Source organism: Ectopseudomonas khazarica (assembly GCF_004521985.1).
In the GTDB taxonomy this organism is placed as follows: domain Bacteria; phylum Pseudomonadota; class Gammaproteobacteria; order Pseudomonadales; family Pseudomonadaceae; genus Aquipseudomonas; species Aquipseudomonas khazarica.
Genome location: NZ_SBHZ01000013.1, coordinates 19,124 through 44,332 on the forward strand (window position 1 = coordinate 19,124; position 25,209 = coordinate 44,332).

At 66.5% G+C, this 25,209-nt stretch carries 23 protein-coding genes; 13 read left to right on the forward strand and 10 right to left on the reverse strand.

Annotated features, from left to right (window positions below; all coding sequences use genetic code 11):
* Window positions 1-85 precede the first annotated feature (85 nt).
* From EPK82_RS17105 to EPK82_RS17130, 6 genes are all read left to right on the forward strand, one after another.
* The gene (locus EPK82_RS17105; RefSeq protein WP_134677446.1) at window positions 86-1,330 is read left to right on the forward strand and encodes a D-mannose isomerase; all 1,245 of its coding nucleotides are present in this window, start codon (window positions 86-88) and stop codon (window positions 1,328-1,330) included.
* 104 nt (window positions 1,331-1,434) lie between these two features.
* Window positions 1,435-2,703, forward strand: a complete 1,269-nt coding sequence (locus EPK82_RS17110) for an ABC transporter substrate-binding protein (RefSeq protein ID WP_134677447.1) — start codon at window positions 1,435-1,437, stop codon at window positions 2,701-2,703.
* A 116-nt stretch (window positions 2,704-2,819) separates the two neighbouring features.
* Entirely contained in the window at window positions 2,820-3,728 is a 909-nt protein-coding gene (locus tag EPK82_RS17115) for a carbohydrate ABC transporter permease (RefSeq protein ID WP_037053654.1), read from the forward strand.
* Window positions 3,721-4,611: a carbohydrate ABC transporter permease gene (locus tag EPK82_RS17120; protein ID WP_244230002.1), complete on the forward strand. Its 891-nt coding sequence runs from the start codon at window positions 3,721-3,723 to the stop codon at window positions 4,609-4,611. The genes EPK82_RS17115 and EPK82_RS17120 overlap by 8 nt, the downstream gene beginning before the upstream one ends.
* Before the next feature lie 24 nt (window positions 4,612-4,635).
* Window positions 4,636-5,802, forward strand: coding sequence for an ABC transporter ATP-binding protein (locus EPK82_RS17125; RefSeq protein ID WP_134677448.1), 1,167 nt, complete (start codon window positions 4,636-4,638; stop codon window positions 5,800-5,802).
* A 135-nt stretch (window positions 5,803-5,937) separates the two neighbouring features.
* Window positions 5,938-7,176 carry a maltoporin gene (locus EPK82_RS17130; protein WP_047586076.1) on the forward strand — a complete coding sequence of 413 codons (1,239 nt, stop codon included), beginning with the start codon at window positions 5,938-5,940 and terminating at the stop codon, window positions 7,174-7,176.
* 482 nt (window positions 7,177-7,658) lie between these two features.
* On the opposite strand, the gene mapR is transcribed toward EPK82_RS17130, so the two are convergent.
* Together mapR and ccoG are read right to left on the reverse strand one after the other, a co-directional pair.
* Window positions 7,659-9,071, reverse strand: a complete 1,413-nt coding sequence (gene mapR / locus EPK82_RS17135) for a GntR family transcriptional regulator MpaR (RefSeq protein WP_037053662.1) — start codon at window positions 9,069-9,071, stop codon at window positions 7,659-7,661.
* 213 nt (window positions 9,072-9,284) lie between these two features.
* Entirely contained in the window at window positions 9,285-10,688 is a 1,404-nt protein-coding gene (ccoG, locus tag EPK82_RS17140) for a cytochrome c oxidase accessory protein CcoG (protein WP_134677449.1), read from the reverse strand.
* 341 nt (window positions 10,689-11,029) lie between these two features.
* Here ccoG and EPK82_RS17145 point away from each other — a divergent pair, with 341 nt between their 5' ends.
* From EPK82_RS17145 to EPK82_RS17160, 4 genes are read left to right on the forward strand one after another with little or no spacing between them, the layout of a single operon-like run.
* Complete coding sequence (locus tag EPK82_RS17145) at window positions 11,030-12,697, forward strand: nitrite/sulfite reductase (RefSeq protein ID WP_134677450.1); 1,668 nt, start codon at window positions 11,030-11,032, stop codon at window positions 12,695-12,697.
* Window positions 12,694-13,221, forward strand: a complete 528-nt coding sequence (locus EPK82_RS17150) for a DUF934 domain-containing protein (protein ID WP_134677451.1) — start codon at window positions 12,694-12,696, stop codon at window positions 13,219-13,221. The genes EPK82_RS17145 and EPK82_RS17150 overlap by 4 nt, the downstream gene beginning before the upstream one ends.
* Window positions 13,218-13,571, forward strand: a complete 354-nt coding sequence (locus EPK82_RS17155) for a CidA/LrgA family protein (RefSeq protein WP_037053670.1) — start codon at window positions 13,218-13,220, stop codon at window positions 13,569-13,571. Before EPK82_RS17150 ends, EPK82_RS17155 begins: the two co-directional genes overlap by 4 nt.
* A complete protein-coding gene (locus tag EPK82_RS17160; RefSeq protein WP_037053672.1) occupies window positions 13,568-14,251 on the forward strand; it encodes an LrgB family protein in 684 nt (227 codons plus the stop codon). The genes EPK82_RS17155 and EPK82_RS17160 overlap by 4 nt, the downstream gene beginning before the upstream one ends.
* 44 nt (window positions 14,252-14,295) lie before the next feature.
* On the opposite strand, the gene EPK82_RS17165 is transcribed toward EPK82_RS17160, so the two are convergent.
* The 3 genes from EPK82_RS17165 to EPK82_RS17175 form a co-directional block, all read right to left on the reverse strand.
* Window positions 14,296-15,021, reverse strand: a complete 726-nt coding sequence (locus tag EPK82_RS17165) for a S1 family peptidase (protein WP_037053673.1) — start codon at window positions 15,019-15,021, stop codon at window positions 14,296-14,298.
* Between the two features lie 135 nt (window positions 15,022-15,156).
* A complete protein-coding gene (gene plsB / locus EPK82_RS17170; protein ID WP_037053674.1) occupies window positions 15,157-17,640 on the reverse strand; it encodes a glycerol-3-phosphate 1-O-acyltransferase PlsB in 2,484 nt (827 codons plus the stop codon).
* 329 nt (window positions 17,641-17,969) lie between these two features.
* Window positions 17,970-18,812, reverse strand: a complete 843-nt coding sequence (locus EPK82_RS17175; RefSeq protein ID WP_037053675.1) for an EamA family transporter — start codon at window positions 18,810-18,812, stop codon at window positions 17,970-17,972.
* 263 nt (window positions 18,813-19,075) lie between these two features.
* Here EPK82_RS17175 and EPK82_RS17180 point away from each other — a divergent pair, with 263 nt between their 5' ends.
* The gene (locus EPK82_RS17180) at window positions 19,076-20,980 is read left to right on the forward strand and encodes a sensor domain-containing diguanylate cyclase (protein WP_244230010.1); all 1,905 of its coding nucleotides are present in this window, start codon (window positions 19,076-19,078) and stop codon (window positions 20,978-20,980) included.
* Between the two features lie 42 nt (window positions 20,981-21,022).
* Here EPK82_RS17180 and EPK82_RS17185 read toward each other — a convergent pair whose 3' ends face one another.
* The 5 genes from EPK82_RS17185 to EPK82_RS17205 all read right to left on the reverse strand — a co-directional run bounded on the left by EPK82_RS17185 (window position 21,023) and on the right by EPK82_RS17205 (window position 23,210).
* Window positions 21,023-21,655: a LysE family translocator gene (locus EPK82_RS17185; protein WP_037053676.1), complete on the reverse strand. Its 633-nt coding sequence runs from the start codon at window positions 21,653-21,655 to the stop codon at window positions 21,023-21,025.
* 89 nt (window positions 21,656-21,744) lie between these two features.
* On the reverse strand, window positions 21,745-22,143 hold the full coding sequence (locus EPK82_RS17190; protein WP_134677452.1) for a hypothetical protein: 399 nt from the start codon (window positions 22,141-22,143) through the stop codon (window positions 21,745-21,747).
* Window positions 22,136-22,486 carry a VOC family protein gene (locus EPK82_RS17195; protein WP_134677453.1) on the reverse strand — a complete coding sequence of 117 codons (351 nt, stop codon included), beginning with the start codon at window positions 22,484-22,486 and terminating at the stop codon, window positions 22,136-22,138. Before EPK82_RS17195 ends, EPK82_RS17190 begins: the two co-directional genes overlap by 8 nt.
* An 82-nt stretch (window positions 22,487-22,568) precedes the next feature.
* Window positions 22,569-22,823, reverse strand: a complete 255-nt coding sequence (gene rpsU, locus EPK82_RS17200; protein WP_134677454.1) for a 30S ribosomal protein S21 — start codon at window positions 22,821-22,823, stop codon at window positions 22,569-22,571.
* Between the two features lie 111 nt (window positions 22,824-22,934).
* Window positions 22,935-23,210, reverse strand: a complete 276-nt coding sequence (locus tag EPK82_RS17205; RefSeq protein WP_134677455.1) for a hypothetical protein — start codon at window positions 23,208-23,210, stop codon at window positions 22,935-22,937.
* Between the two features lie 347 nt (window positions 23,211-23,557).
* Between EPK82_RS17205 and EPK82_RS17210 the strand changes: the two genes are divergently transcribed.
* Together EPK82_RS17210 and EPK82_RS17215 are read left to right on the forward strand one after the other, a co-directional pair.
* The gene (locus tag EPK82_RS17210) at window positions 23,558-24,481 is read left to right on the forward strand and encodes an ABC transporter ATP-binding protein (RefSeq protein WP_037053680.1); all 924 of its coding nucleotides are present in this window, start codon (window positions 23,558-23,560) and stop codon (window positions 24,479-24,481) included.
* Window positions 24,478-25,209: an ABC transporter permease subunit gene (locus EPK82_RS17215; protein WP_037053684.1), complete on the forward strand. Its 732-nt coding sequence runs from the start codon at window positions 24,478-24,480 to the stop codon at window positions 25,207-25,209. Before EPK82_RS17210 ends, EPK82_RS17215 begins: the two co-directional genes overlap by 4 nt.

The following is a 25,209-nucleotide window of genomic DNA, read 5'->3' on the forward strand; positions in this document are numbered from 1 at the left end:
CCGAATGCGCCGTCGTCTGTCCTGTCTCGTCGCCGTTGCCGCGCTGCTGTGCGGCGCTCGGCCCCAACTGCAGGGAACCAGAACAATGAGCGGAGCCGCATTGAATCCAGACAGCTGGCTGCGCCAGCCCGCCCACCTCACCTGGCTGGCCGACGAAGGCCTGCGCCTGTTGCCGTTCGCGCGGCGGGCGCAGGTCGAGCAGGGCTTCGCCGCGCTCGATGCCGAGGGGCGCGTCGCCGAGGGGGCGGTGGCCGAACTGATCCACACCACGCGCATGACCCACTGTTTCGCCCTGGCTCACATCCAGGGCCTGCCTGGTTACGCTGCGCTGGTCGACCATGGCCTCGCCGCGTTGCGCGGTGCGCTGTGGGACGAGACGCATGGCGGCTGGTTCAGCGATGCGACGCGCAGCGGCGGCAAGTCCGCGTACCTGCATGCCTTCGTCGCGTTGGCGGCCAGCTCCGCCAGGGTCGCGGGGCGTCCCGCCGCGCAGGCGCTGCTCAATGACGCCATCGGGATCATCGAACGGCACTTCTGGAGCGAAGAGGAGGGCGCACTGCGCGAAAGCTTCAGTGCTGACTGGCGTGACGAGGAGGCCTACCGCGGGGCGAACAGCAACATGCACGCCACCGAGGCCTTTCTCGCCCTGGCCGATGTCAGCGGCGATACGCGCTGGTTGCAGCGTGCGCTGCGCATCGCCGAACGCCTGATCCATCGGCACGCCGCCGCGCGCGGGCATGTGGTGCTCGAGCATTTCGATGCGCAGTGGCAGGCGCTGCCGGAGTACAACGCCGAGCGCCGCGCCGACCCGTTTCGCCCCTACGGCAGTACGCCTGGCCACGCCTTCGAGTGGGCGCGCCTGCTGCTGCATCTGCAGGCCGCGCTGACACAGGCCGGGTGCGCCGCCCCGGACTGGCTGCTGGCCGACGCCCGGGGTCTGTTCGCCCGCGCCTGCGCGCAGGCCTGGCAGGCCGACGGCGCGCCGGGGCTGGTCTACAGCCTCGACTGGAGGCAGCAGCCGGTGGTTCGCGCACGCCTGCACTGGGTGCACGCCGAGGCCGTCGCGGCAGCGGCGGCACTGTTGCAGCGCACCGGCGAGGCGCTCTACGAACAGTGGTACCGGCAGTTCTGGGCCTTCATCGGCGCGCACTTCATCGACCTGCGCGGTGGCAGCTGGCACCACGAACTCGACAGCGACAACCGGCCGGCTGCCAGCATCTGGCCGGGCAAACCCGACCTCTACCACGCCTACCAGGCGCTGCTGCTGCCGCGTCTGGCGCTGGCTCCGAGCCTGGCCACGGCGCTCGCCGCCGATGTAACGAGGCAGTGACATTCATGCATCCTTTCGTTACCCGAGCCGCCGGCGACCCTGAGTACACTCCCTGACAACGCAAGCACCACGACTTGCCCGATAACAACAAGAAAGGTATTCCGATGAACGCTATTACTCGCATCGCCACTGCCGTCTCTCTCGCGTCCCTGTTCCCTTTCGCCGCCCTGGCCGCCGACTCCAAAGGTACGGTGGAAGTGGTGCACTGGTGGACGTCCGGTGGCGAGGCCGCCGCGGTGAAGGTCCTGCGTGACCTGGTCGAGAAGGATGGTTTCACCTGGAAGGACGGCGCAGTGGCCGGGGGCGCCGGCTCCGCCGCGATGACCGTGCTGAAGACCCGCGTGGTCTCCGGCAACCCGCCGGGTGCGGCGCAGATCAAGGGGCCCGACCTGCAGGAGTGGGGGGCGCTGGACCTGCTCGCGCCGCTGGACGAGGTGGCCAAGGCCAACGACTGGGATGGCCTGCTGTCGAAGACCGTTGCCAACACCATGCAGTACGACGGCCACTACGTCGCGGTGCCGGTGAACATCCACCGGGTCAACTGGCTGTGGATCAACCCGCAGGTATTCGCCAAGGCCGGCATCGACAAGGCGCCGACCACCCTCGACGAACTCTACGCCGCCGGTGACAAGCTCAAGGCCGCCGGTTTCGTCGCCCTGGCCCACGGTGGCCAGCCCTGGCAGGACAGCACCGTGTTCGAAGGCCTGGTGCTGAGCATCATGGGCGCCGACGGTTTCCACAAGGCGTTCGTCGAGAACGACGAGGCGACCCTGACCAGCCCGCAGATGACCGAGGTGTTCACCGCGCTGAAGAAGCTCTCCACCTACATGGACGAGAACCGCGCCGGACGTGACTGGAACCTGGCCACCGCCGAGGTGATCGACGGCAAGGCCGGCATGCAGATCATGGGCGACTGGGCCAAGAGCGAGTGGACCGCCGCCGGCAAGGTGGCGGGCAAGGACTACCAGTGCGTGCCGATGCCCGGCACGGCCGGCAGCTACACCTACAACATCGACTCCATGGCCATGTTCCGGCTCAAGGACGCAGGCGACATCGCTGCCCAGCACGCCCTGGCGCGCATCGCCCTGGAGCCCGAGTTCCAGTACGTGTTCAACCAGAACAAGGGCTCGATCCCGGTGCGCGCCGACCTGGACATGAGCCAGTTCGACAGCTGTGCCCAGGCCTCGATGAAGGATTTCCTCGACGCGGACAAGCAGGGCAAGCTGGAGCCGAGCATGGCCCACAGCATGGCCACCAACCTCGCCGTGCAGGGCGCCATCTTCGATGTGGTGACCAACTTCATGAGCGAGAAGGACGCCGACCCGAGCAAGGCCGGCGCGCAGATCTACGCGGCGATCAAGGCCGCCCAGTAGCACCAGCGGGCCGGCACGCCCGGCCCCTCTCCTGAACCCTGCCTCGCACGACCGGGCCCTGGCCTGGTCGGGGCAGCGTTCGGCCCGAATTTCACTGCGCTGACTGGTACTGCCCGATGAGTCTCACCCCGGTAATGACCAAGGCCTCGCCCCTCGACATGCTGCAACGCTGGCTGCCCAAGCTGGTGCTGGCGCCCAGCATGCTGGTGGTGCTGGTCGGTTTCTACGGCTACATCCTCTGGACCCTGGTGTTGTCGTTCAGCAACTCCAGCTTCATGCCCAGCTACAAGTGGGTCGGGCTGCAGCAGTACATGCGCCTGATGGACAACGACCGCTGGTGGGTGGCGAGCCAGAACCTGCTGGTGTTCGGTGGCCTGTTCATCGGCATCAGCCTGCTGATCGGCGTGTTCCTCGCGGTGCTGCTGGACCAGCGCATCCGCCGCGAAGGCTTCATCCGCACCATCTACCTGTATCCCATGGCGCTGTCGATGATCGTCACCGGCACCGCCTGGAAGTGGCTGCTCAACCCCGGTCTGGGCCTGGACAAGATGCTGCGTGACTGGGGCTGGGAAGGCTTTCGCCTGGACTGGCTGGTGGATCAGGACCGGGTCATCTACTGCCTGGTGATCGCCGCCGTATGGCAGGCCTCGGGCTTCGTCATGGCGCTGTTCCTGGCCGGCCTGCGCAGCGTCGACCAGTCGATCATCCGCGCTGCCCAGGTGGACGGCGCGGGATTGCCGACCATCTACCTGCGCATCGTCCTGCCGAGCCTGCGCCCGGTGTTCTTCAGCGCGGTGATGATCCTCGCGCACATCGCCATCAAGAGTTTCGACCTGGTGGCGGCGATGACCGCGGGCGGGCCGGGCTACTCCTCCGATCTGCCGGCGATGTTCATGTACTCCTTCACCTTCAGCCGCGGCCAGATGGGCATCGGTTCGGCCAGCGCGATGCTGATGCTGGCCGCGATCCTCTCGCTGCTGGTGCCCTATCTCTATTCCGAACTGCGGGGCAAACGCCATGACTGATGCGAGCGTCGCGCCGCGACCCACCACTAATGACCGCCTGGGGACGAAGCGCCGGACGCGGGCGCTCAGCCCCAGCCGTCTGGCCATCCACGCCACCCTGCTGTTCGCCGCCGCGCTGTACCTGGTGCCGCTGGTGGTGATGCTGCTGACCAGCCTCAAGACGCCCGAGGACATCCGCAGCGGCAACCTGCTGTCCTGGCCCGAGACCCTGACGTTCATCGGCTGGGTCAAGGCCTGGGGCGTGGTCGACGGTTACTTCTGGAATTCGGTGAAGATCGCCGTGCCAGGCGTGCTGATCTCCACCGCGATCGGTGCGCTGAACGGCTACGTGCTGTCGATGTGGCGCTTCCGTGGCTCGCAGCTGTTCTTCGGCCTGCTGCTGTTCGGTTGCTTCCTGCCGTTCCAGACCGTGCTGCTGCCGGCCTCGTTCACCCTCGGCAAGCTGGGCCTGGCCAACACCACCGCGGGCCTGGTGCTGGTCCACGTGGTCTACGGCATCGCCTTCACCACGCTGTTCTTCCGCAACTACTACGTCACCGTGCCCGACGCCCTGGTGCGTGCGGCGCGGCTCGATGGCGCCGGCTTCTTCACCATCTTCGGGCGCATCCTGCTGCCCATGTCGGTGCCGATCATCATGGTCTGCATGATCTGGCAGTTCACCCAGATCTGGAACGACTTCCTCTTCGGCGTGGTGTTCGCCAGCGGTGACGCGCAGCCGATCACCGTGGCCCTCAACAACCTGGTCAACACCAGTACGGGCGCCAAGGAATACAACGTCGACATGGCCGCGGCAATGATCGCCGGGCTGCCGACGCTGCTGGTTTACATCGTGGCCGGAAAGTATTTCCTGCGCGGCCTGACGGCCGGCGCGGTGAAGGGCTGACGCCTCGGCGATTGGAGAAATGAAATGGCTACCCTCGAACTGCGCAACGTCAACAAGTCATACGGCAGCGGTCTGCCGGACACCCTGAGGAACATCGAGCTGTCGATCGACTCCGGTGAGTTCCTGATCCTGGTCGGCCCGTCCGGCTGCGGCAAATCCACCCTGATGAACTGCATCGCCGGGCTGGAGGACATCAGCGGCGGCGCTATCGAGGTCGATGGCGCCGATATCAGCGGCATGAGCCCGAAGGATCGCGACATCGCCATGGTGTTCCAGTCCTACGCGCTGTACCCGACCATGAGCGTGCGCGACAACATCGCCTTCGGTCTGAAGATGCGCAAGCTGGCGCCGGCCGCCATCGACGAGGAGGTGGCCCGGGTGGCCCGGCTGCTGCAGATCGAACATCTGCTGCAGCGCAAGCCCGGCCAGCTTTCCGGCGGGCAGCAGCAGCGCGTGGCCATGGGCCGGGCGCTGGCGCGAAGGCCGAAGATCTACCTGTTCGACGAGCCGCTGTCGAACCTCGACGCCAAGCTGCGCGTCGAGATGCGCACCGAAATCAAGCTGATGCACCAGCGTCTGAAGACCACCACGGTGTACGTCACCCATGACCAGATCGAGGCCATGACCCTGGGTGACAAGGTGGCGGTGATGAAGGACGGCATCATCCAGCAGTTCGGCACGCCGCAGCAGATCTACAACGACCCGGCCAACCTGTTCGTCGCCAGCTTCATCGGCTCGCCGCCGATGAACTTCATCCCCGTGCGCCTGCAACGCCGTGATGGCCAGTGCTGGGCCGCACTCGACTCGGCGCTCGGGGTCGCCGGCCAGGCGCGTTGCGAACTGCCGCTGGGGGATCTGGCACCGGGCCTGGAGAACCGCGACCTGATCCTCGGCATTCGCCCCGAGCAGATCCAGCTGGCCGCTGACGGCGCCGCCGAGGCACCGAGCATCTGCGCCGAGGTGGAGGTGACCGAGCCCACCGGGCCGGACACCCTGGTGTTCGTCAACCTCAACCAGACCAAGGTCTGCTGCCGCCTCGCGCCGGACCAGGTGCCGCAGGTCGGCGCCAGCCTGGCGCTGCGCTTCGAGCCGAGCCGGGTGCTGCTGTTCGACGCGCAGAGCGGCGAGCGCCTGCTGGCAAAGAAGCGCCAGGCCGGTGACGGCAAGGTCGCGCACTTGAAGAGAGGTTGATCGTCCAGCCCGGATGCAATCCGGGGCTGCCCAGCCGCCCGGGAGTGCATCCGGGCCACGCTGCAGCAGGGCAACGAAACCGCCGCTGCGGCGGTAATCCGCAGCATCGCTCAATAACAACAATCAGGAGCAACGATGAAGACCACACAGCAACGCCTCACCTGTTCACTCGGCGTCCCCTGCGTGCTGGCGCTGGCCATGACCACGCCGCAGGTACAGGCCGTCGAATTCAGCGGTTACGTGCGCAGCGGCATCGGTGGCGCGGATACCGGCGGCACCCAGCAATGCTTCCAGCTGCCGGGGGCGCAATCGAAGTACCGCCTGGGCAACGAGTGCGAGCAGTACGCCGAGCTGGACCTGCGCCAGGACCTGCTGCGACTCGATGATGGTTCGGTGATCAGCGTCGAGGGCATGGCGCAGCTCTACAACCAGTACGGGCACACGCCCAAGTTCACCGGTGACTACGGCTTCGCGCGGATGAACCAGATGTACGCGGAATGGAGCAACATGCCGGCCCTCAATGGCGGTTCGCTGTGGGCCGGGCGACGTTTCTACAAGCGTAACGACATCCACATCTCCGACTTCTACTACTGGAACCAGAGTGCCACCGGCTTCGGTATCGACGAGATGGTCATCGGTGATCTCAAGTACAGCTACGTGTTCTCGCGCAAGGACAACTACGATCAGGAGCCCTACATCAACCGCCACGACTTCAACGTCGGTGGTTTCAAGGTCAATCCGGGTGGCGAGCTGGAAGTCGGCGTCAGCTACATCGACAAGCCGGACAGCACCGACGGCCACAGTGGCTGGGCGGTGACCGCGCAGCACAAGCAGCAGGACGTCCTCGGCGGCGTCAATACCTTCGCCCTGCAGTACGGGCGTGGGCCGGGCACCGGCCTGGGATACACCGGCGACCCGACCCTGGACAACAGCAGTAGCAGCTGGCGGCTGGTGGAGTTCTTCGACTTCCAGCTGACCCCGCGTCTCGGTGGCCAGGTGCAGCTGGTGTATCAGAAGGACAAGCGCCCGGATGGCGCGGACCAGAACTGGCTGTCCGTCGGTGGCCGTACCAGCTATGCCTTCACCGAGCAGTTCAAGCTGGTGGGCGAGCTCGGCCGCGATCAGGTCGAGGCTCCCGGTGGTACGCGCAAACTGACCAAGTTCACCATCGCGCCGACCTGGTCGCCGGCCGGCCCGGGCTTCTGGCAGCGCCCGGAAATTCGCCTGTACTACACCTACGCCAGCTGGAACAAGGCGGCGCAACGGGCCGCCAACCTGCTGGCCGACGGCTCGGCACTGTCCGAGAACGGCGCCTTCGGCAGCGCCCGCAACGGCTCCAACTTCGGGGTGCAGGTGGAGTACTGGTGGAAGTAGGGCCGCCCCCTGGTTGCATGGGTGGTGGATGAAAAAGGCGTCATCCACCCTACGGGCATGGATGGATGGATGGGTGGATGGCGAGGCGTAGGGTGGATCACGCTTCACCGATCCACCGTGGTTGCCTGGGTGGTGGATGAAAAGAGCGTCATCCACCCTACGGGTACGGATGGGGCTGGATGGCGAGGCGTAGGGTGGATCGCGTTTCATCGATCCACCGTGGCTGCCTGTGTGGTGGATGAAAAGAGCGTCATCCACCCTACGGGGTATGGATGGGTGGATGGTGAGGCGTAGGGTGGATCGCGCTTCACCGATCCACCGTGGTGGCCCGGGTGGTGGATGAAAAGAGCGTCATCCACCCTACGGGGTATGGATGGGTGGATGGCGAGGCGTAGGGTGGATCACGCTTCACCGATCCACCGTGGTGGCCTGTGTGGTGGATGAAAAAGCGTCATCCACCCTACGAGGGCACGTGCGCGGCGTCAGAGCAGCCCCGCCACCAGCCGTCCGAGCACTTCCATGGCCTGCTCGCTGCGTGCGTTCCAGGCATGGCCGTAATTCAGCCGCGCACAGTGGCGGAAGCCCTGGCTGGCGGAGAAGATCGGTCCCGGCGCCAGGCTGATGCCCTGGGCCAGGGCCAGGCGCAGCAGCTGCAGCGAATCCAGCCGTTCGGGAAACTCGAACCAGAGGAAGTAGCCACCGGCCGGGCGGGTGACTCGTGTGCTGGCGGGAAAGTGCCGGGCGGCCGAGGCGAGCATCGCGCTCTGCTGCATCTCCAGGGCATGGCGCAGCTTACGCAGGTGGCGGTCGTAACCACCGTGCTGCAGGTAGTCGGCCAGCGCCGCCTGGGCCGGCACCGAGGGCGAGATGGTGGTCATCAGCTTGAGTCGGGCGATCTGTTCGGCATAGCGTCCGCCGGCGACCCAGCCGATGCGGTAACCCGGCGCCAGGCTTTTGGAGAAGGAGCTGCAGTGCATCACCAGGCCCTCGCGGTCGAAGCTCTTCACCGGCTTGGGCGGGTGGCTGCCGAAATACAGCTCGGCGTACACATCGTCCTCGATCAGCGGCACCTGGTGCTTGACCAGCAGTTCGTACAGCGCCTGCTTCTTGGCTTCGCTCATGCTGGCGCCGAGCGGGTTCTGCAGGCTGCTCATGAACCAGCAGGCCTTGATCGGCAACTGCTCCAGGCTCTGTTCGAGGGCGCTCAGGTCGATGCCTTCGCGCGGGTGCACGGGAATCTCCACGGCCTTGAGTTGCAGCCGTTCCAGCACCTGCAGGCAGGCGTAGAAGGTCGGCGATTCGATGGCCACCAGATCGCCGGGCTGGGTCACGCACTGCAGGCAGAGGTTGAGCGCCTCCATGGCGCCGTTGCCGATCACCAGTTCCTCCATCGGCAGCATCACGCCGCTGACCATGTAGCGCAGGGCGATCTGCCGGCGCAGGTCGGCGTTGCCGGCGGTCATGTCGGCGATGATCTCGTGCGGCGAGAGCATGCGCAGGGCATGCGCCATGCTCTTGGCCAGGCGCGGCAGGGGGAACAGGTCGGGGCTGGGGAAGGCCGAGCCGAAGGGCACGGTGTGCGGGTCCTTCAGCGAGGCCAGCACGGAGAACACCAGCTCGCTGACGTCCACGTCGGTGGTGTGGGCCGCGTGGCTGGTCAGCTCGGGTTCGTGCAGGGGGCGCTTGGCGTGTTCGCGAACGAAGTAGCCGGAGCGCGCCCGCGCCTGGATCAGGCCGCGATCCTCCAGCAGGTAGTAGGCCTGGAACACAGTCGACGGGCTGACCCCGTAGGTCCGGCTGGCGTGGCGCACCGAGGGCACCTTCTCGCCGGGGCCGAGCACGCCGGTGCGGATCAGTTCGGCGATCTCGTCGGCGAATTTTTCGTAGCGCTTCATCCTGTCCTGGTTCACCGCAGCAAAGGGTATGGGCGAACACTTTACGGGGTGAGCGGCAGACATGGCAGTGCCTCGTGAATCGGTGAAGAGGGGGCGCGGGTGCGAGCGTGCTGTCGCCACCCGGCGATGGAGCAAGGTGAGGCGTGCCTGCACCCTCTCCCCGTGGGGAGAGAGGGGCGCTCCGGTTGAGGAGGCAGCACGCCGTGCCAGGCCTCAACGCAGCGGCGCGAGGAAGGTGCTCTGGGTGCTGACGCGACTGTCCGGGTTGGCCTGGTCGCGGACCTCGAACTCCAGGGTGCGTGTGCTGGCAGCGTTTTCGGCGGAGGTGAGTGCCACGTTCAGCGGCAGGTCACGAATTTCCCCCGGTGCCAGGTTCAGCGTGCGCGGGCCGTGCAGTTCGAAGTCGCCGGGTTCGACCAGGGCGATGGCATAGCTGCGCGGTTGCTGGGTCTTGTTGATGATCTTCAGGCTGTAGATGTTCTCGATCTGGCCCAGGGCGTTCTCGCGGAACAGCCCCCGGTCGCGGGTCACGTCCAGGGAGATCAGCGGCCGCTCGTTCAGCGCCCAGACGAAGGCGCCGATCATCACCGCCAGCATCGCCGCGTAGCCGACCAGGCGCGGGCGCAGCCAGTGGGTCTTGCCGCCGGCCAGTTCGTGTTCGGAGCTGTAGCGCACCAGGCCACGGGCATAGCCGAGCTTGTCCATCACACTGTCGCAGGCGTCGATGCAGGCGCCGCAGCCGATGCATTCCAGCTGCAGGCCATCGCGGATGTCGATGCCGGTGGGGCAGACCTGCACGCACATCGTGCAGTCGATGCAATCGCCCAGGCCTTCGGCCTTGTAGTCGGCGTCCTTGCGGCGCGGGCCGCGGTTCTCGCCACGGGCGGCGTCGTAGGAGATGACCAGCGTATCGCTGTCGAACATCACGCTCTGGAAGCGCGAGTAGGGGCACATGTCGCGGCACACCTTCTCGCGCAGCCAGCCGGCGTTGATGTAGGTGGCGGCGGTGAAGAACAGCACCCAGAACGCGGTGGTGGCGCCGACCTGCAGCGTCGCCAGCTCCAGGGTCAGCGTGCGGATCGGCGTGAAGTAGCCGATGAAGGCCAGCGCGGTGACCAGGCTCACCGCCAGCCACAGGGCGTGCTTGGCGCCACGGCGTGCCAGCTTCTGCAGCGACCAGGGCGCGGCGTCGAGCTTGATGCGCTGGCCGCGATCGCCCTCGGTGATCTGTTCCACGCGCATGAAGATCCAGGTCCACACGCTTTGCGGGCAGGCATAGCCGCACCAGACGCGGCCGGCCAGCACGGTGATGAAGAACAGGCCGAAGGCGGCGATGATCAGGATGGCCGAGAGGAGGATGAAATCCTGCGGCCAGAAGGTCGCGCCGAAGATGTGGAACTGGCGGTTGTCCAGGTCCCAGAGCACGGCCTGGCGGCCGTTCCAGTTGATCCAGGCGGTACCGAAGAACAGCAGGAACAGCAGCCCGGCACCGAGCAGGCGCAGGTTGCGGTAGCGCCCGCTGAAACTGCGGGTGTGAATCGGGCCGCCGGCCTGGGCCGGGGTCAGGCGGATGGGTTTGGCGGTGTCGAGGTTCCGCGCGGGAATCAGGTCGGTCATGTGCGTTGCCCTCATCAGGCGTTTATCAGGCTGGCGCCATGATCCGAGCGGGGCTGTTCGCAAAACAGGCTCAGGTTTTCGTTAAAAAAGCAGATCAGATGCCCCCGGTCGGCGCTCCGGAAACGCCTTCGGCTGGCTGCAGGTCGCGTCGATCAAGGCGTCCAGCGTTGCGGTCAGGCGCCCAGTGGCGCGCCCCCTGCGACATCGCGCCGCGCTGATCAGAGCCGGTTGCCGGTCGTTCCCCGGTCCGTCTGATCCGGTTTTTTTAGGCTTTTCTGGCGCTGTTTTCGGTGCACGGCCGGCAGGCATAGTCGACACCCCGTGATCAGGAGGCAGCCGGCATGTACCAATACGACGACTACGACCGCGCGCTGGTGCGCGAGCGCGTCGCCCAGTTCCGCGACCAGATTCAGCGGCGCCTGAGTGGCGAGCTGAGCGAGGAGGAGTTCCTGCCGCTGCGCCTGCAGAATGGCCTGTACCTGCAGAAGCATGCCTACATGCTGCGCGTGGCGATTCCCTACGGCACCCTGTCGGCACGGCAGATGCGCGCCCTGGCGCATATCGCCCGCGAATACGACCGGGGCTACGGGCACTTCACCACGCGGCAGAACATCCAGTTCAACTGGATCGAGCTGGAGCGCGTGGCGGACATCCTCGACTGGCTGGCCGAGCACGACATGCACGCCATCCAGACCTCCGGCAACTGCGTGCGCAATATCACCACCGAGGCCTTCGCCGGGGTCGCCGCCGACGAGTACCTCGACCCGCGCCCGCTGGCCGAAATCCTGCGCCAGTGGTCGACGGTCAACCCGGAATTCCTGTTCCTGCCGCGCAAGTTCAAGATCGCCCTGTGCGCTGCCGAGGAGGATCGCGCGGCGGTGCAGGTGCATGACATCGGCCTGCAGCTCTACCGCGACGAGGCAGAGGAGCTGCGCCTGCGCGTACTGGTCGGCGGAGGCCTGGGACGTACGCCGATCATCGCCCGGATGCTGCGCGAGGGCCTGGCCTGGCGTGACCTGCTGTCCTACGTCGAGGCCATCCTGCGCGTGTACAACCGCCATGGCCGGCGCGACAACAAGTACAAGGCGCGCATCAAGATCCTGGTCAAGGCGCTGGGCATCGAGGCGTTCGCCGCCGAGGTGGAGCGCGAATGGCAGATGATCAAGGATGGCCCGGCGCAGCTCACCGACGACGAGTACCAGCGCGTTGCGGCCTCCTTCTGCAAGCCGGCCTACGTGCCGCTGGATGCCATCGATCTCGACTTCGGCACCTATCTGGCACACGACGAGGCCTTCGCCCGCTGGGTCTCGCGCAATGTCATGGCGCATCAGGTTCCCGGCTACGTCAGCGTGCTGCTGTCGACCAAACCCGGCATCAGCGCCCCGCCCGGCGATGTCAGCGCCGAGCAGATGGAGGCGCTGGCCGACTGGAGCGAACGCTACGGTTTCGGCGAGATCCGCGTCGCCCATGAGCAGAATCTGGTGCTGCCCGACGTGCGCAAGGCCGACCTCCACGCGCTGTGGACGCAGGCCATGGCCGCCGGCCTGGGGACCGCCAACGCCGGCCTGCTCACCGACATCATCGCCTGTCCGGGGGGCGACTTCTGCGCGCTGGCCAATGCCAAGTCGATTCCCGTTGCACAGGCCATCCAGCAGCGCTTCGACGACCTCGACTACCTGCATGATCTGGGTGAGATCAGCCTGAACATCTCCGGCTGCATGAACGCCTGCGGTCACCACCATATCGGCAACATCGGCATCCTCGGCGTCGATAAGAACGGCAGCGAGTGGTACCAGCTCACCCTCGGCGGCAGCCAGGGCCGGCAGGCGGCGCTGGGCAAGGTGATCGGCCCGTCCTTCGCCGCCGAACAGGTGCCCGAGGTGATCGAGCGCATCGTGCGCACCTACGTGGACTACCGCGAGGTCAACGAAGGCTTTCTCGACACCTTCCAGCGCATTGGCCTGGAGCCCTTCAAGGAGCGCGTGTACAGCCGGGAGGTGGCGGCATGAACAACCTGATCCGCCTGGTCGGGGGCCAGGCCCGTATCGTCGATGACGATCCCTGGCAGCTGCACGACGGCGACGACGCCCCGTCGGCGCCGCTGATCCTGCCGCTGGCGGCCTGGCGCGCACGGCAGCCTGTGGCGGTGCTGGAGGGCAGGGCGATGAGCGCCGATGGCCTGTTGCTGCAGGTGGATGACGAGCCGGAAGCGCTGCAGCCGTTGCTCGCCAGCCTGACGCTGATCGCCATCGACTTTCCCAGCTTCCGCGATGGCCGTGGCTACAGCCAGGCCTACCTGTTGCGCACGCGCCTGGGTTGGCGTGGGGAGCTGCGGGCCGTGGGCGACGTGCTGCGCGATCAGTTGGCGCACATGCGCCAGTGTGGTTTCGATGCCTTCGCCGTGCGTGCCGACAAGTCGGTGGCCGATGCACTCAAGGGCCTCGACGGGCTCAGTGTGTTGTATGGTCGCTCGGTCATTGAGCCGCGCCCGCTGTTCCGTCGTGGGCGCCATAAGGAGGAATCGAGATCATGATGGTGCGTGGCCTGTTCTGGCTGGTCCTGCTGCAACTGTTTGGCGTGGCCCTCAACCACTGGCTGTTGCCGATGCTGCCGGCGTCCATCATCGGCCTGCTGCTGCTCTCGGTCTGGCTGATGTGGCGCGGCGCCGTGCCCGAGCCCCTGCAACAGGCCGCCGGCGGCCTGCTGCCCTACCTGCCGCTGCTGCTCGCGGTACCGGCCTCGGGGATCATGACCAGCACTGACCTGCTGCTCGGCGAGCTGCCGGTGATCGCCACGGCGCTGGTGCTGTCGCTGCTGGTCACGGTGCCATTCTGCGGCTGGTTGCTGCAGACGCTGATTCGCCGCCAGGAGCGCAAGGGATGACGCTGCTGACTCACCACCCGCTGTTTGCCATCGCCCTGACGCTCGCCGCTTTCCTGATCGCTGCCTGGCTGTATCGCCGCAGTGGCTGGCTGGTGTTGCAGCCGGTACTGGTCTCGGTGACGCTGATCGTCACCACCCTGCTGCTGTGCGGGGTGGACTACGCGACCTACCGCGCCGGTGCGGAGCCGGTGGCCTGGCTGCTCGGTCCGGCCACCGTGGCGCTGGCGGTCCCCCTGCAACACAACATCAAGCGCATCCGCCAGCTGTTCTGGCCGATCATGATCACCCTGTTCGCCGGGGGCGTGCTCTCGGTCAGCCTGACCCTGGCCATCGGCTGGGCCCTGGGCGCCGACTGGAGCGTGGTGATGAGCCTGGCGCCGAAGTCGGTGACCATGCCGATCGCCATGCCGGTGGCCGAGCAGATCGGCGGGGTCGCGTCGCTGGCCGCGGTCATGGTGATGCTCACCGGGGTGATCGGCACGGCGCTGGGGCCGTTGCTGTTGCGCTGGGCCGGTGTCGATCATCCGGCGGCGCGCGGCCTGAGCTATGGCATCAACGCCCACGCCATCGGCACCGCCCATGCCTTGCAGGAGGGCGAGGAGTGCGGCGCGTTCGCCGCCCTGGGCATGAGCCTGCTGGGTATCGGCACCGCGTTGCTCCTGCCGCTGCTGCTGGCCTGAGGCCGCCGCGCGCTGCGGCGAAGCGCTCGCGGCTGAAGCCGCTCCTACGGGGCGGGTGATTCGGTCAGCGTTAACAGGATATCGGCATACCAGGTGCAGTTGAGGCCCAGGGCTTCGTCCTGATCCTCGTCGCGGTTGCCGAGCAGGCGCGTGGAGTGGATGCCGAGCAGGCGCCAGGGCAGTTCGCTGTCCAGCTCGGCGCGCTTGACCACCGGTGCGCCGCTGATGCCGCGATGGGTGCGGCCATCGGTGAGGAAGTAGCCGAGCCCCTGAAAGCGCAGGCCGAACGAGGAGGCCAGGCCGGCATGCCGGGCGACCGGCATGCGGTGCAGGCTGTCCTGGAAGCCGAGCGGGAAGCCCACCACCAGCAGCGTCGAGCCGATCTCGACATCTTCGTCAGGCTGCAGCAGGTGTTGCGGGGTGAAGGCGTGATAGGCGCCGTCATGGGGAAGGGCTGCCTGATCCAGTTCGATCACCGCCACATCGATCTCGCCGGCGCTGTCCATGCCTTGCCGCCACAGATGCTGCTCGCCGTCATACAACGGGATGGAGAAACTGACGGTGCTGGCCAGGTTGCTGGCGTCGGTATGCAGTTCGATCTGCAGGCTGTCGGGTTGATGGCCACTGGGTTCGTCGAGCACGACGTGGCGGCTGGTGACGAGAAACAGCCGCTGCTCGCGGCGGAAGAAGAAACCACTGGCGTTGGTCAGTATCTGCCCGGCCGCCAGGGTGGTGATGCGTGCAGCGCTCAACATCAGGGAGTCGATCATGGCCGGGCCTCCTGCCGGTGTGTGGCTTGACGACTGACTGCCAGACGCCTGCCAGGTTCGCTTTGGTTCACGCCTGGCGTATCGAGCCATGCGGGTGGATGGGGAAAACGACATCCACCCGGTGCGGCAGCGGCGTCAGACGCTGGCCGGCTCGTCCTCGTTGCGGTCCAGCGCCACCTGGCGGATCGACAGGCGAATCTCGGCCGGCAGCACGCGCTTGGCGGCGCCTTCGGCCAGCTCGCTGAGCAGCGGGTGGTGGCTGAGCTTGCCGGCCTCGTCCTGGCGCAGCACGCCCTGGTCCAGCAGGCTCTGGATGAAGTGGCGGAACAGGCTCTTGTCGAAGAACTCCGGCGCATTCAGGCCGTGCAGGATCGACAGGCGCTGGGCCATCACCGTGCACAGGTCCTCCAGCTCCTCGGCGCTGATCGCGTTCTGCCCGGCATTGAGCAGCAGGGCGATGGCCATGTAGAAGCGTTGCAGGGTCTGCGCCACCGAGCGCGACAGCAGCGTCAGCAGGACGAACTGGCGGGAGCTGGGTGCCGGACGCACGTAGACGTCGCCCTCGACCTTGAGCAGGCCCTGCTCGACGAACGCGGCCAGCCACTGGTCGACCACGCCTTCCAGTTCGCTCTGCTCCCAGCGGATGAACAGTTCGGACTGCAGGTAGGGATAGAGTGCGCCGGTGAAGCGCAGGATCTGCTCGCGGCTGATGCGTGCGCTGCTCTGGAAGAAGCTCGCCAGCAGTGCCGGCAGGGCGAAGATGTGCAGCACGTTGTTGCGGTAGTAGGTCATCAGGACGGCGTTCTGCTCGTCCAGGTAGAGAATCTTGCCCAGGGCATCCTTCTGCTCGGCCAGCAGGTCCATGCCCTTGGCGTGCTCGATCAGCGCCGCGCCGTCGCCTTCCGGCAGGGTGGTGTGGGGCGAGTAGGGCACGGCCCGCAGCAGCGCCAGGTACAGGTCGAGCACGCGCGCCAGGGCGCGGTCGTCCAGCGCCAGCTTGCTGGTGGAGAGCAGTGCCAGGGCGACGAGGTTGACCGGGTTGATCGCCGCCGCCTCGTTGAGGTGGCGCGCCACGTGTTCGCCCAGGCGGTTGGTGGTTTCGTTGAGCCAGCTCGGCCGGTATTGCGGGCCCAGCTCCTGCTGGCGCCAGCCGGGTTGCTGCTGGTCGAGGAATTCGCCGAGCTTGATCGGCTCGCCGAAGTTGACCGACACCTGGCCGAAACGCTGCTTGAGCGCGCCGAGCACCTTGAACAGGTCGAAGATCGATTCCTTCTTCTTGCTCGCGCCGCGCAGCTCGCCCAGGTAGGTGCGGCCTTCGAGCACGCGCTCGTAGCCGATGTACACCGGCACGAAGACGATGGGCAGGCGATGCGAACGGAGGAAACTGCGCAGGGTGATGGCCAGCATGCCGGTCTTCGGTCGCAGCATGCGCCCGGTACGCGAACGGCCGCCCTCGACGAAGTACTCCACCGGGAAGCCCTTGCTGAACAGGGTGTGCAGGTACTCGTTGAACACTGCGGTGTACAGCGGGTTGCCCTTGAAGGTGCGGCGCATGAAGAAGGCGCCGCCACGGCGCAGCAGGCCGCCGATCACCGGCATGTTGAGGTTGATGCCGGCTGCGATGTGCGGCGGCGTCAGGCCGTTGCGGAACAGCAGGTAGGAGAGCAGCAGGTAGTCGATGTGGCTGCGGTGGCAGGGCACGTAGATCACCTCGTGGCCCTGGGCGATGTCACGCACGCCCTCGATGTTGTGCACCTTGATGCCGTCGTAGATCTTGTTCCAGAACCAGGACAGCACCAGCTCGAGGAAGCGGATCACCGTATAGGTGTAGTCCGAGGCGATCTCGTTGCCGTAGCGCAGCGCCTGGGCTTCGGCCTTTTCCAGGCTGATCTTCTCGCGCTCGGCCTCGTCGACGATGGCCTGGCGTACCAGCGGGTCGTGGACCAGGCCCTTGACCAGGTTGCGCCGGTGCGACACGTCCGGGCCGATCACGGCGGCCTTCTGGTTGCGGAAGTGCACGCGCAGGATGCGGTGCACCATGCGCAGGGTGCGCTCCTGGCCCTTGTCCTGCTCGACCAGTTCGCGCAGGTGGATCGGTGTGGAGAACTGCACGCGGGTCTTGCGCCCGAGGATCAGGATGCTGACCAGGCGGCGCAGGCGGCCGGTAACGGCCCAGCTGTCGGCGAACAGCAGTTTCCAGGCGCTGGTCTCGCGATCCGGCGACTGCCCCCAGAACACGCTGACCGGGACGATCTGCGCGTCATCCACGGCATGCTGGCCGAGGGCGCTGACGACGCGATCCAGGGTGGGCGAAATCCCGCGTTTGTCCTGGCGGCCGAACCAGTCCGGTTCCGGCGTCAGGTAGAAGAAGGCCGCCGGCTCGACATGTTCCCCGACGGCCACCGGCAGCACCGGGCGCGGCAGGCCGGCCTTGGTGCACTCGCGGTCGACCACGGCCAGGTCGCTCACCGAGGGCTGCTGCAGCACGTAGAACACCGGCTTGCTGCGATCGAGCTTGAGGGTGAAGGCGGACTGGTTGATGGTTTCCGAGCGTACCCAGAGGTACAGCAGGCGGCGCAGCGCGCTGAAGGCCATGCGGCGCAAGGGAGAACGGGTCATACGGACTCTTGAGCAGATAAACGAGCGGATGCTCGGGAAGGGCGCTAGTGTGCCGCAAGCCTGCCTGGCGGGCAAAAAACTTCCGGGACCAGCCGCTGGCGCCGCGGCCTGACGGGGCTGCCACGGCCGACAGGGCTGGCACCACGTGGGTGTCCGTGCAGTCAGCCTGGCCAGCATGCCGCCGGCACATGACGGAAAAACGGTCGACGCCTCGGCCCCCGTTGTTCAACAGAACCACAAAGGCGGCTTCGGGTTCCCGAGCGGAATGCCGGGTCAGCCTCTGCAGCGTGCCGCGCGAGGGGTATCGGCCATGTCGGTCCTCGAATCGGCTACGCCAGCTTCATCAGCACCACGCCGAGCGCGATCACCCCGCACGCCAGCAGCCGGATCGGTCGCATGGGTTCCTTGAGCAACAGCACCCCGAGCAGCACGGCAAACACCACGCTGGTTTCGCGCAGCGCCGACACCAGGGCCACCGGTGCCTGGGTCATGGCCCAGATGACGATGGTGTAGGCCGCCATCGACATCGCCCCGCCGGCCAGCCCGCCGCGCCAGTGCGGGCCCAGCTGGAGAAAGGCGCGCGGCCCGCGGCTGACGGCGAGCACCGCCGCCATCACCGCGCCGTTGACGCTGAACAACCACAGCGAATAACTCAGCGCATCGCCGTTGGCGCGGGCGCCCATGGCATCGCTGAGGGTGTAGCCGGCGATGAACAGGGCCGTCATCAGGGCGCAGAACAGCATCGCCCGCTGCGGGGCCTGGTGGTGGCCGCCGCGCAGCGCCATCAACCAGATGCCGATCACCAGCACCAGCAGGCCCAGCAGCTGCTGGGTGCCCAGCCCGTCATGCAACAGCAGCAGCGAGAGCAGGGCGACCATCAGCGGCGAGCTGCCGCGCGCGATGGGGTAGACCTGGCCCAGGTCGCCGTACTGGTAGGCGCGGGCCAGGAAGAAGTTGTAGCCGATGTGCAGCACGGCCGACAGCGCGATCCAGGGCCAGGCTGCGGCCTGCGGTACGGCGACCAGCGGCAGTGCGCAGAGCGCCACCAGGCCGGCGCCGACCTGGATCAGGGTGGCGGTCAGGAAGCGGTCGAGACCGATCTTGAGCAGGGCGTTCCAGCCGGCATGCAGGGCAGCGGCGGCGATGACGGCGAGAAAGACCGTGGTGTCCAAGACGTGCCTCGAGGGTAGCGATTGTCGAAGAAAATCAGCAGGATCGGCGCCGATGTCGCTCGGCTTGCCATGATGGGTCAAGCAGGGGTGTCAGTCTGCCGCATGCCGCATTATCGGGCAAAATCCGTTGCAGACTGATGGCAGCACAGTGGCGCGGCAGTGCCTATGATTCAACGCAAGGCGCTGGATCAAGCCCCGTGACGCTGAACGATAGCGGGTTTCAGGGGCGTGCTCCTCGCCCAACGACTAGCAGGATACAGCCCGTGGATGCCCTGGAGAACAAGGCGATGACCCCGCCCAGACAGCCGAGTGACGCACCTGAACGCGTCGCCAGAGGCCCCCGAACCGCAACGCCCCTGAACCTGCTGGTGGTACTGGCGAGCGTCTTCATCCTGGTTGTCTGGCTGATCACCCTGCAGCGCATCGCCTTCGAGCGTGAGCAGGCACTGGCGGCGGAAATGAAGGCCAATGCCAGTCTGGCCATCGCCTTCGAGCAGCAGGTGTCCCGCGCGCTGAAGGCGGCCGAGCAGGTGGCGGCGTTCGTGCGCGAGCAGTACCGTCTGCAGGGCAGGGAGATCGACCTGCGGCGCTGGGTCGAGGAGGGGGTGATCCGCGAGGAGATGTTCACCATCATCAGCGTGGTGGACGAGCATGGCGACATCGTCAGCAGCAGCCGGAGCACCGGCCCGGTCAACTACGCCGATCGCGAATTCTTCACTGCGCAACGCGCTGCGCGCATCGACCATCTGTTCATCAGCCAGCCGGTCTTCGGGCGTGTGTCCAAGCGCTGGCTGATCCCCATGTCGCTGCGTATCGAGCACGCGGACGGCCGTTTCGCCGGGGTGGTGGTGATGGCCATCAGTCCGCAGGACGTCACGCACTTCTTTCAACAGGTCGACCTGGGCGCGCAGGGGCTGCTCGAACTCGGCGGTCTGGATGGCGTGGTGCGCGCGCGCAAGATCGGCGCACGTAGCGAGTTCGGCCTGAGCGGCGAGGTGCTGGCCTGGTTTCAGCGGCAGAAACAGCGCCGTACCGACGACTTCTACGACAGCGGCCAGGGGCTCGATGGCGTCGCCCGTATCGTCAGCTACCGCAGCATGGCCGACTATCCGCTGATGGTCACCGTGGCCACGGCCTACGACGAGGAAATGGCCACGACCCTGCAGCGCCGCACCACCTATCTGCTGGCGGCTGTCGGTGTCTCCCTGGTGGTGATGCTGTTCGTCGGCGTGCTGGCGCTGATGCTGGTCCGCCAGCGCGCGGCGACCGATGCCCTGCAAGGCAGCGAAGCGCTGTTTCGTGCGACCTTCCACCAGGCGGCCATGGGCATTGCCCATATCAGCCCCGAAGGCCGGATCCTGCGTGTCAACGAGACCTTCTCGCGCATGCTCGGACGCCCGCCCGAGCGCTTGCAGGGCGGCAACATCTTCGACCTGAGCGACCCCGAGGTGGCCAGCGCCGCCCGGACTTTCCTGCGCGAGCAGCTGGCCAGCGACGGCGGCGCGCTTTCCCCGGAGATCGAGAAGACCTACCGCCGCGAGGATGGCTCGCTGCTCTGGGTGTGCGAGGCCGTGAGCGTCGTGCGCAAGCGCCAGGGCCACCCGGCGTTCCTGGTGCTGGTCGCGCAGGACGTCACCGAGCGCAAGCGCCTGGAGGCACGTCTGTCCCACGAGGCGCAGCACGATGCGCTGACCGGCCTGGCCAACCGGGTCCGCTTCCGCCAGCGGCTCGACCAGGCGCTCGACGCGGTACGCGGTCAGGAGCAGCTGTGCGCCGTGCTGTATATCGATCTGGACGGCTTCAAGGCGATCAACGACCGCCACGGTCATACGGCAGGCGACTGCCTGTTGCAGATGGCCGCCAGGCGCCTGGAAGGCTGTGTGCGCAGCAGCGATATGGTCGCGCGCTTCGGCGGTGACGAATTCGGCATCCTGCTCGCCAGCCTGCACAGCCGCCAGGATTGCGCGGCGGTGGCGCTCAAGGTGCTGGATGTCCTGGCGCAGCCGTTCGACCTGGACGGCCATCCGGCACGCATATCGGCGAGCGTGGGCGCCGCCCTGTATCCGCTGCAGGCCGACAATGGCGCGGACCTGCTGAAACAGGCGGACCAGGCCATGTACGTGGCCAAGCACGCCGGCAAGAACCGCTTTCACTGCGCGCCGGAGTAGGGCGCTACTGCCCGGCGCTGGACGACGTCGAGGGCCTCGGTTCTAACGCCGCAGCGCAAGAAGCGCTGCGCCGAAGGCAATGAACACGCTGCCGAATACCCGGTTCACCCAGGTCACGAACGAGGGGCGCTGCAATGCCTGCCTGGCCCGTGCCGCCAGCGAGGCATAGGCGACCAGGGTGATGAACGACAGCAGCATGAAGATACCGGTGAGGATGAAGAACTGCGGCAGCAACGGCTCACGGGTGTCGACGAACTGTGGAAACAGCGCCGTGAAGAACAGGATCGGCTTGGGGTTGAACGCGGCGATGAACAGCGCCTCGCGATAGAGCCGAAAGGGCCTGTAGGCGCGGCGTTCGGCGGCTTGGCTGGCCTCCACCTGGAGCAGCGAGGCACGCCCCAGCAGATGGCGCAGGCCGATGTAGAACAGGTACATGGCACCCAGCACCTTGACGACACTGAACAGCAGGGCCGAGGACTTGAGCAGCAGCCCCAGGCCCAGCATCGCCGCGGCGGACAGGCAGAACAGGCCCATGATGTTGCCCAGCGACGACCACACCACCGCCCGCACGCCGAAGCTCAGCCCATTGCGTAACGCCAGCAGGATCGCCGGTCCGGGGCTGACGACTGCGATGCCGGCCACGGCGGAAAAGGCAACGGCTGTTTCGAGATTCATGGAGTGCCTGCTGATTGGCTGGAACGTGGCTGTCTACGCGGCCGCCCGGCGAATCCGCAGAGGCTCTGCCAGGGCCGCGAGCAGCCACATTAGAGCGCCGGATCAGGAAATGGAAGCAGGTCCTGGGAGACGCTTGGCTGAGCCTGCCATGCGTCGTCGATCTTGTAGAAGTCCGCTTGTGATTCCGAGCTGCCTGCACCGACTTTCAGGGCGAAGGTGCAGGCGATCTGCCCAGGGTGTTGCGCCTCGAGTGCAGGCACGCAGGTGCCGAGCGTCACGGTCATCTCCGCACGCATCTGCTCGAGGCCGGTCAGCGCCGCGATCACATCCGCGGCCTCCTCGGCATTGGGTCTGAGCAGCCCGTCAGGCGGGTTCGAGTCGTCAGCATGGGCCAGGGGTGTCGCCAGGCCGAGCAGTACCGCAGTGGCTAGGGGGATGAACATGTTCAGGGTCTCGATCGTCGACGCGCGCAGAGGCGCTTCAGACATGCTGGAGGATGTTGATCAGGTTGCCGAGCGGGTCCCTGACGTAGAAGCGGCGAACGCCCCAGGGCTCATGCGACGGCCCGTACTCGATGGGAATCCGCTGTTTCGCGACACGCCGCAACGCCTCGTCGAGATCATCCACCTCGATGGACAGGTCGGGCACTGGCGTGTCCGAGCCGCCCTCGCTGGCGAAGCTGACCTGCACCGCCATCCTCTCGGAACCGGCATAGGTGCGAATCCAGCCATGGTCCATGACCAGTTCGAGGCCCAGGATCAGCCGATAGAACTCATCCACTTCCGCTGGTTGCGCTGCGTGAAGATTGGCAATGATCCGTTTGACGTTCATGTGGCTTCCTTGGGGGTAAGCGAGCGTGCGCTATCGAGGTTAGGCCAAGTCACCGGGTTGAGCGAGTGCGCCTGCACCGACGTCAGCGGCCGACGCCACTGCCTGCATGTCTGCAGAACTGCTCCTTCAGCCCGATTTTCAGGCACAGGCCGCCGCCGGAGGCAATGGCCAGTTTGTCCATCTGCTTGCGCTTGCGGCGCAGCGCCGAAGGCTTCTCGAAGTAGCCGAACCGCCGCTTGTACCAGCGGCGGCCCAGTTCGGTGCTTACCTGGCGGTTCAATCTTGCGAGTGCTACTTCCAGTGAGTCAGCGGATGTCACGTCGACGGTTACGGGCATGTCTGGCGTTTTACGGACTGACGCCTGTCCATTCAGTAGCGCTGATGCGCTGGAAGGGAGTTGCCTTGCCGGGTTCCGGCGCGGCGGGTGATTCCGGTCGTGCTCCGGCGGCTAGCTGAACAGGCCGGAGACGGCGCTGATCATCCCCTCGATGAGGGCCAGAAGTCCATCGATGATCGCCTCGACCGTCCCGGTTACCACCTCCAGAATGCCGCCGTCGCCCCAGGTGAGCGGGACAGCCACTGCGGCGATGGAAACCAGCATGGCGGCCACGGCAACGGCGTGCACGCCCATCGTCAGCAGATAGATCAGCGCGCCGATCAGGCAGGTGGCGCACAGGGCATTGAAGGCTCGCAGCCCTTTCGAACGAGGCGTCTGATTATTCATCCGTGAATGCTTTCCGAAGTAGGTCTGGGCGCTGAGCCTAGCAGGTTCTCTGCGCCGGGGGATGGGGCGGGGCGTTTCGTCTGCCCGGCAATCACGGTGCTGGACCGCTCGCAGGCAGGCTTCGGAGCGGCTGCAACGACCGTCACGAGCACTCGCCCGGGCCTTGTCGGGCGAGCAGGCTGAACCTCGCCTGACGCATTCTGCCGAGGTATGCGGGGCCGCTGAACTTTCCCGGACGAGGGTTGTCATGCCTTCGTCCGGGCGTGCGCTTTTGCCCGGCATTCTTGCGGCCTGCGTTCTCGCGGTGGTTACGCGGGACTCGGGCGTTTTCGCGACGGTGAGAGGCCATGATCGAAATAAGAAACCTGACCAGGCGTTTTGCGCAGTACACGGCAGTCGATGACCTGTCGTTCAGTGTCCAGCCAGGGGAAGTGCTGGGCTTTCTCGGCCCCAACGGGGCTGGCAAATCCACCACGATGAAGATGCTCACAGGGTTTCTCGCGCCGACCTCCGGCACGGCGAGCATTCTCGGCTGCGATATCCAGACGCAGACGCTCAAGGCCCAGCGGCAGATCGGCTACCTCCCCGAAGGCGCGCCGTGCTACGGCGACATGAGTGTGCGCGGCTTCCTCTCCTTCATCGCCGAGGTGCGCGGTTTTCGTGGTGCCGAGAAGGCGCTGCGGGTCGAGCATGCCGTGGCCCAGGTGGAGTTGCAGGCGGTGCTGGAGCAGAGCATCGAAACGCTGTCCAAGGGCTTCAAGCGCCGTGTCGGCCTGGCCCAGGCGATCCTGCACGATCCGCGCGTGCTGATTCTCGATGAGCCCACCGACGGCCTCGATCCGAACCAGAAGCATCAGGTGCGCCAGCTCATCCAGGGCCTGGCCCGCGACAAGATCGTGATCATTTCCACCCACATCCTCGAAGAAGTCACGGCGCTCTGCACCCGCGCCGTGGTCATCGCCCAGGGCCGCCTGCTGGCCGATGGCACGCCGCTGGAACTGGAGAGCCGTTCGCGCTACCACCAGGCGGTGACGCTGGTGGCCGATGAGGCCCTGGACCTGGCCGCGCTGGCGGCGCTGCCCGGTGTCGCCGGGGTCGAGGAGAACCCGCGCGAGCACAGCCTGAGCGTGCTGGCGCAGCCGGGCGAGGTGATCTTCCCGCAGGTCAATGCACTGATCGCCCAGCGCGGCTGGAGGGTCAGGGAGCTCAACGTGGAACGCGGTCGGCTCGATGAAGTATTCCGCAGCCTGACCCGAGGAGAGCAGCCATGACCCAGTTGCCCGTGATCTTCAAGCGCGAGCTGGCGAGCTACTTCGCCACGCCGCTGGCCTATGTGTTCATCGTGATCTTCCTGGTGCTGTCCGGGGTGTTCACCTTCTACCTGGGCGGTTTCTTCGAGAGCGGCCAGGCCAACCTCTCGGCCTTCTTCAATTTCCACCCCTGGCTGTACCTGTTCCTGGTGCCGGCGATCGCCATGCGCCTGTGGGCGGAGGAGCGCAAGTCCGGCTCCATCGAGCTGCTGATGACCCTGCCGATCACCCGCTTCGAGGCGGTCACCGGCAAGTTCCTGGCGGCCTGGGTGTTCGCCGGCATCGCGCTGCTGCTGACCTTCCCGATGATCATCACCGTCAACTACCTGGGCGAGCCGGACAACGGCGCGATCATCACCGGCTACCTCGGCAGCTGGCTGCTGGCCGGGGCCTACCTGGCCATCGGTTCGTGCATGTCGGCGCTGAGCAAGAACCAGGTGATCGCCTTCATCCTCGCGGTCAGCGCCTGCTTCCTGTTCATCGTCAGCGGCTTTCCGATGGTGCTCGATGCCTTCGCCTGGGCGCCGCAATGGTGGGTGGACGCCGTCGCCTCGCTGAGTTTCCTGGTGCGCTTCGATGCCATCAGCAAGGGCGTGATCGACCTGCGCGACCTGCTGTATTTCCTCTCGCTGATCGCTGCCTGGCTGACCGCCACCGCGGTGGTCATCGATCTGAAGAAAGCCGACTGA

What these genes read in the sequence shown, in the direction of transcription:
- EPK82_RS17125 (WP_134677448.1), top strand. Translation starts at nt 4,636, where the DNA reads ATGGCTACCCTCGAACTGCGCAACGTCAACAAGTCATACGGCAGCGGT.
- EPK82_RS17160 (WP_037053672.1), top strand. Translation starts at nt 13,568, where the DNA reads ATGACGCTGCTGACTCACCACCCGCTGTTTGCCATCGCCCTGACGCTC.
- EPK82_RS17185 (WP_037053676.1), bottom strand. Translation starts at nt 21,655, where the DNA reads ATGAATCTCGAAACAGCCGTTGCCTTTTCCGCCGTGGCCGGCATCGCA.
- EPK82_RS17150 (WP_134677451.1), top strand. Translation starts at nt 12,694, where the DNA reads ATGAACAACCTGATCCGCCTGGTCGGGGGCCAGGCCCGTATCGTCGAT.
- EPK82_RS17105 (WP_134677446.1), top strand. Translation starts at nt 86, where the DNA reads ATGAGCGGAGCCGCATTGAATCCAGACAGCTGGCTGCGCCAGCCCGCC.
- EPK82_RS17195 (WP_134677453.1), bottom strand. Translation starts at nt 22,486, where the DNA reads ATGAACGTCAAACGGATCATTGCCAATCTTCACGCAGCGCAACCAGCG.
- EPK82_RS17110 (WP_134677447.1), top strand. Translation starts at nt 1,435, where the DNA reads ATGAACGCTATTACTCGCATCGCCACTGCCGTCTCTCTCGCGTCCCTG.
- mapR (WP_037053662.1), bottom strand. Translation starts at nt 9,071, where the DNA reads ATGAAGCGCTACGAAAAATTCGCCGACGAGATCGCCGAACTGATCCGC.
- EPK82_RS17205 (WP_134677455.1), bottom strand. Translation starts at nt 23,210, where the DNA reads ATGAATAATCAGACGCCTCGTTCGAAAGGGCTGCGAGCCTTCAATGCC.
- EPK82_RS17210 (WP_037053680.1), top strand. Translation starts at nt 23,558, where the DNA reads ATGATCGAAATAAGAAACCTGACCAGGCGTTTTGCGCAGTACACGGCA.
- EPK82_RS17115 (WP_037053654.1), top strand. Translation starts at nt 2,820, where the DNA reads ATGAGTCTCACCCCGGTAATGACCAAGGCCTCGCCCCTCGACATGCTG.
- ccoG (WP_134677449.1), bottom strand. Translation starts at nt 10,688, where the DNA reads ATGACCGACCTGATTCCCGCGCGGAACCTCGACACCGCCAAACCCATC.
- EPK82_RS17190 (WP_134677452.1), bottom strand. Translation starts at nt 22,143, where the DNA reads ATGTCTGAAGCGCCTCTGCGCGCGTCGACGATCGAGACCCTGAACATG.
- EPK82_RS17165 (WP_037053673.1), bottom strand. Translation starts at nt 15,021, where the DNA reads ATGATCGACTCCCTGATGTTGAGCGCTGCACGCATCACCACCCTGGCG.
- EPK82_RS17215 (WP_037053684.1), top strand. Translation starts at nt 24,478, where the DNA reads ATGACCCAGTTGCCCGTGATCTTCAAGCGCGAGCTGGCGAGCTACTTC.
- EPK82_RS17155 (WP_037053670.1), top strand. Translation starts at nt 13,218, where the DNA reads ATGATGGTGCGTGGCCTGTTCTGGCTGGTCCTGCTGCAACTGTTTGGC.
- plsB (WP_037053674.1), bottom strand. Translation starts at nt 17,640, where the DNA reads ATGACCCGTTCTCCCTTGCGCCGCATGGCCTTCAGCGCGCTGCGCCGC.
- rpsU (WP_134677454.1), bottom strand. Translation starts at nt 22,823, where the DNA reads ATGCCCGTAACCGTCGACGTGACATCCGCTGACTCACTGGAAGTAGCA.
- EPK82_RS17130 (WP_047586076.1), top strand. Translation starts at nt 5,938, where the DNA reads ATGAAGACCACACAGCAACGCCTCACCTGTTCACTCGGCGTCCCCTGC.
- EPK82_RS17120 (WP_244230002.1), top strand. Translation starts at nt 3,721, where the DNA reads ATGACTGATGCGAGCGTCGCGCCGCGACCCACCACTAATGACCGCCTG.
- EPK82_RS17145 (WP_134677450.1), top strand. Translation starts at nt 11,030, where the DNA reads ATGTACCAATACGACGACTACGACCGCGCGCTGGTGCGCGAGCGCGTC.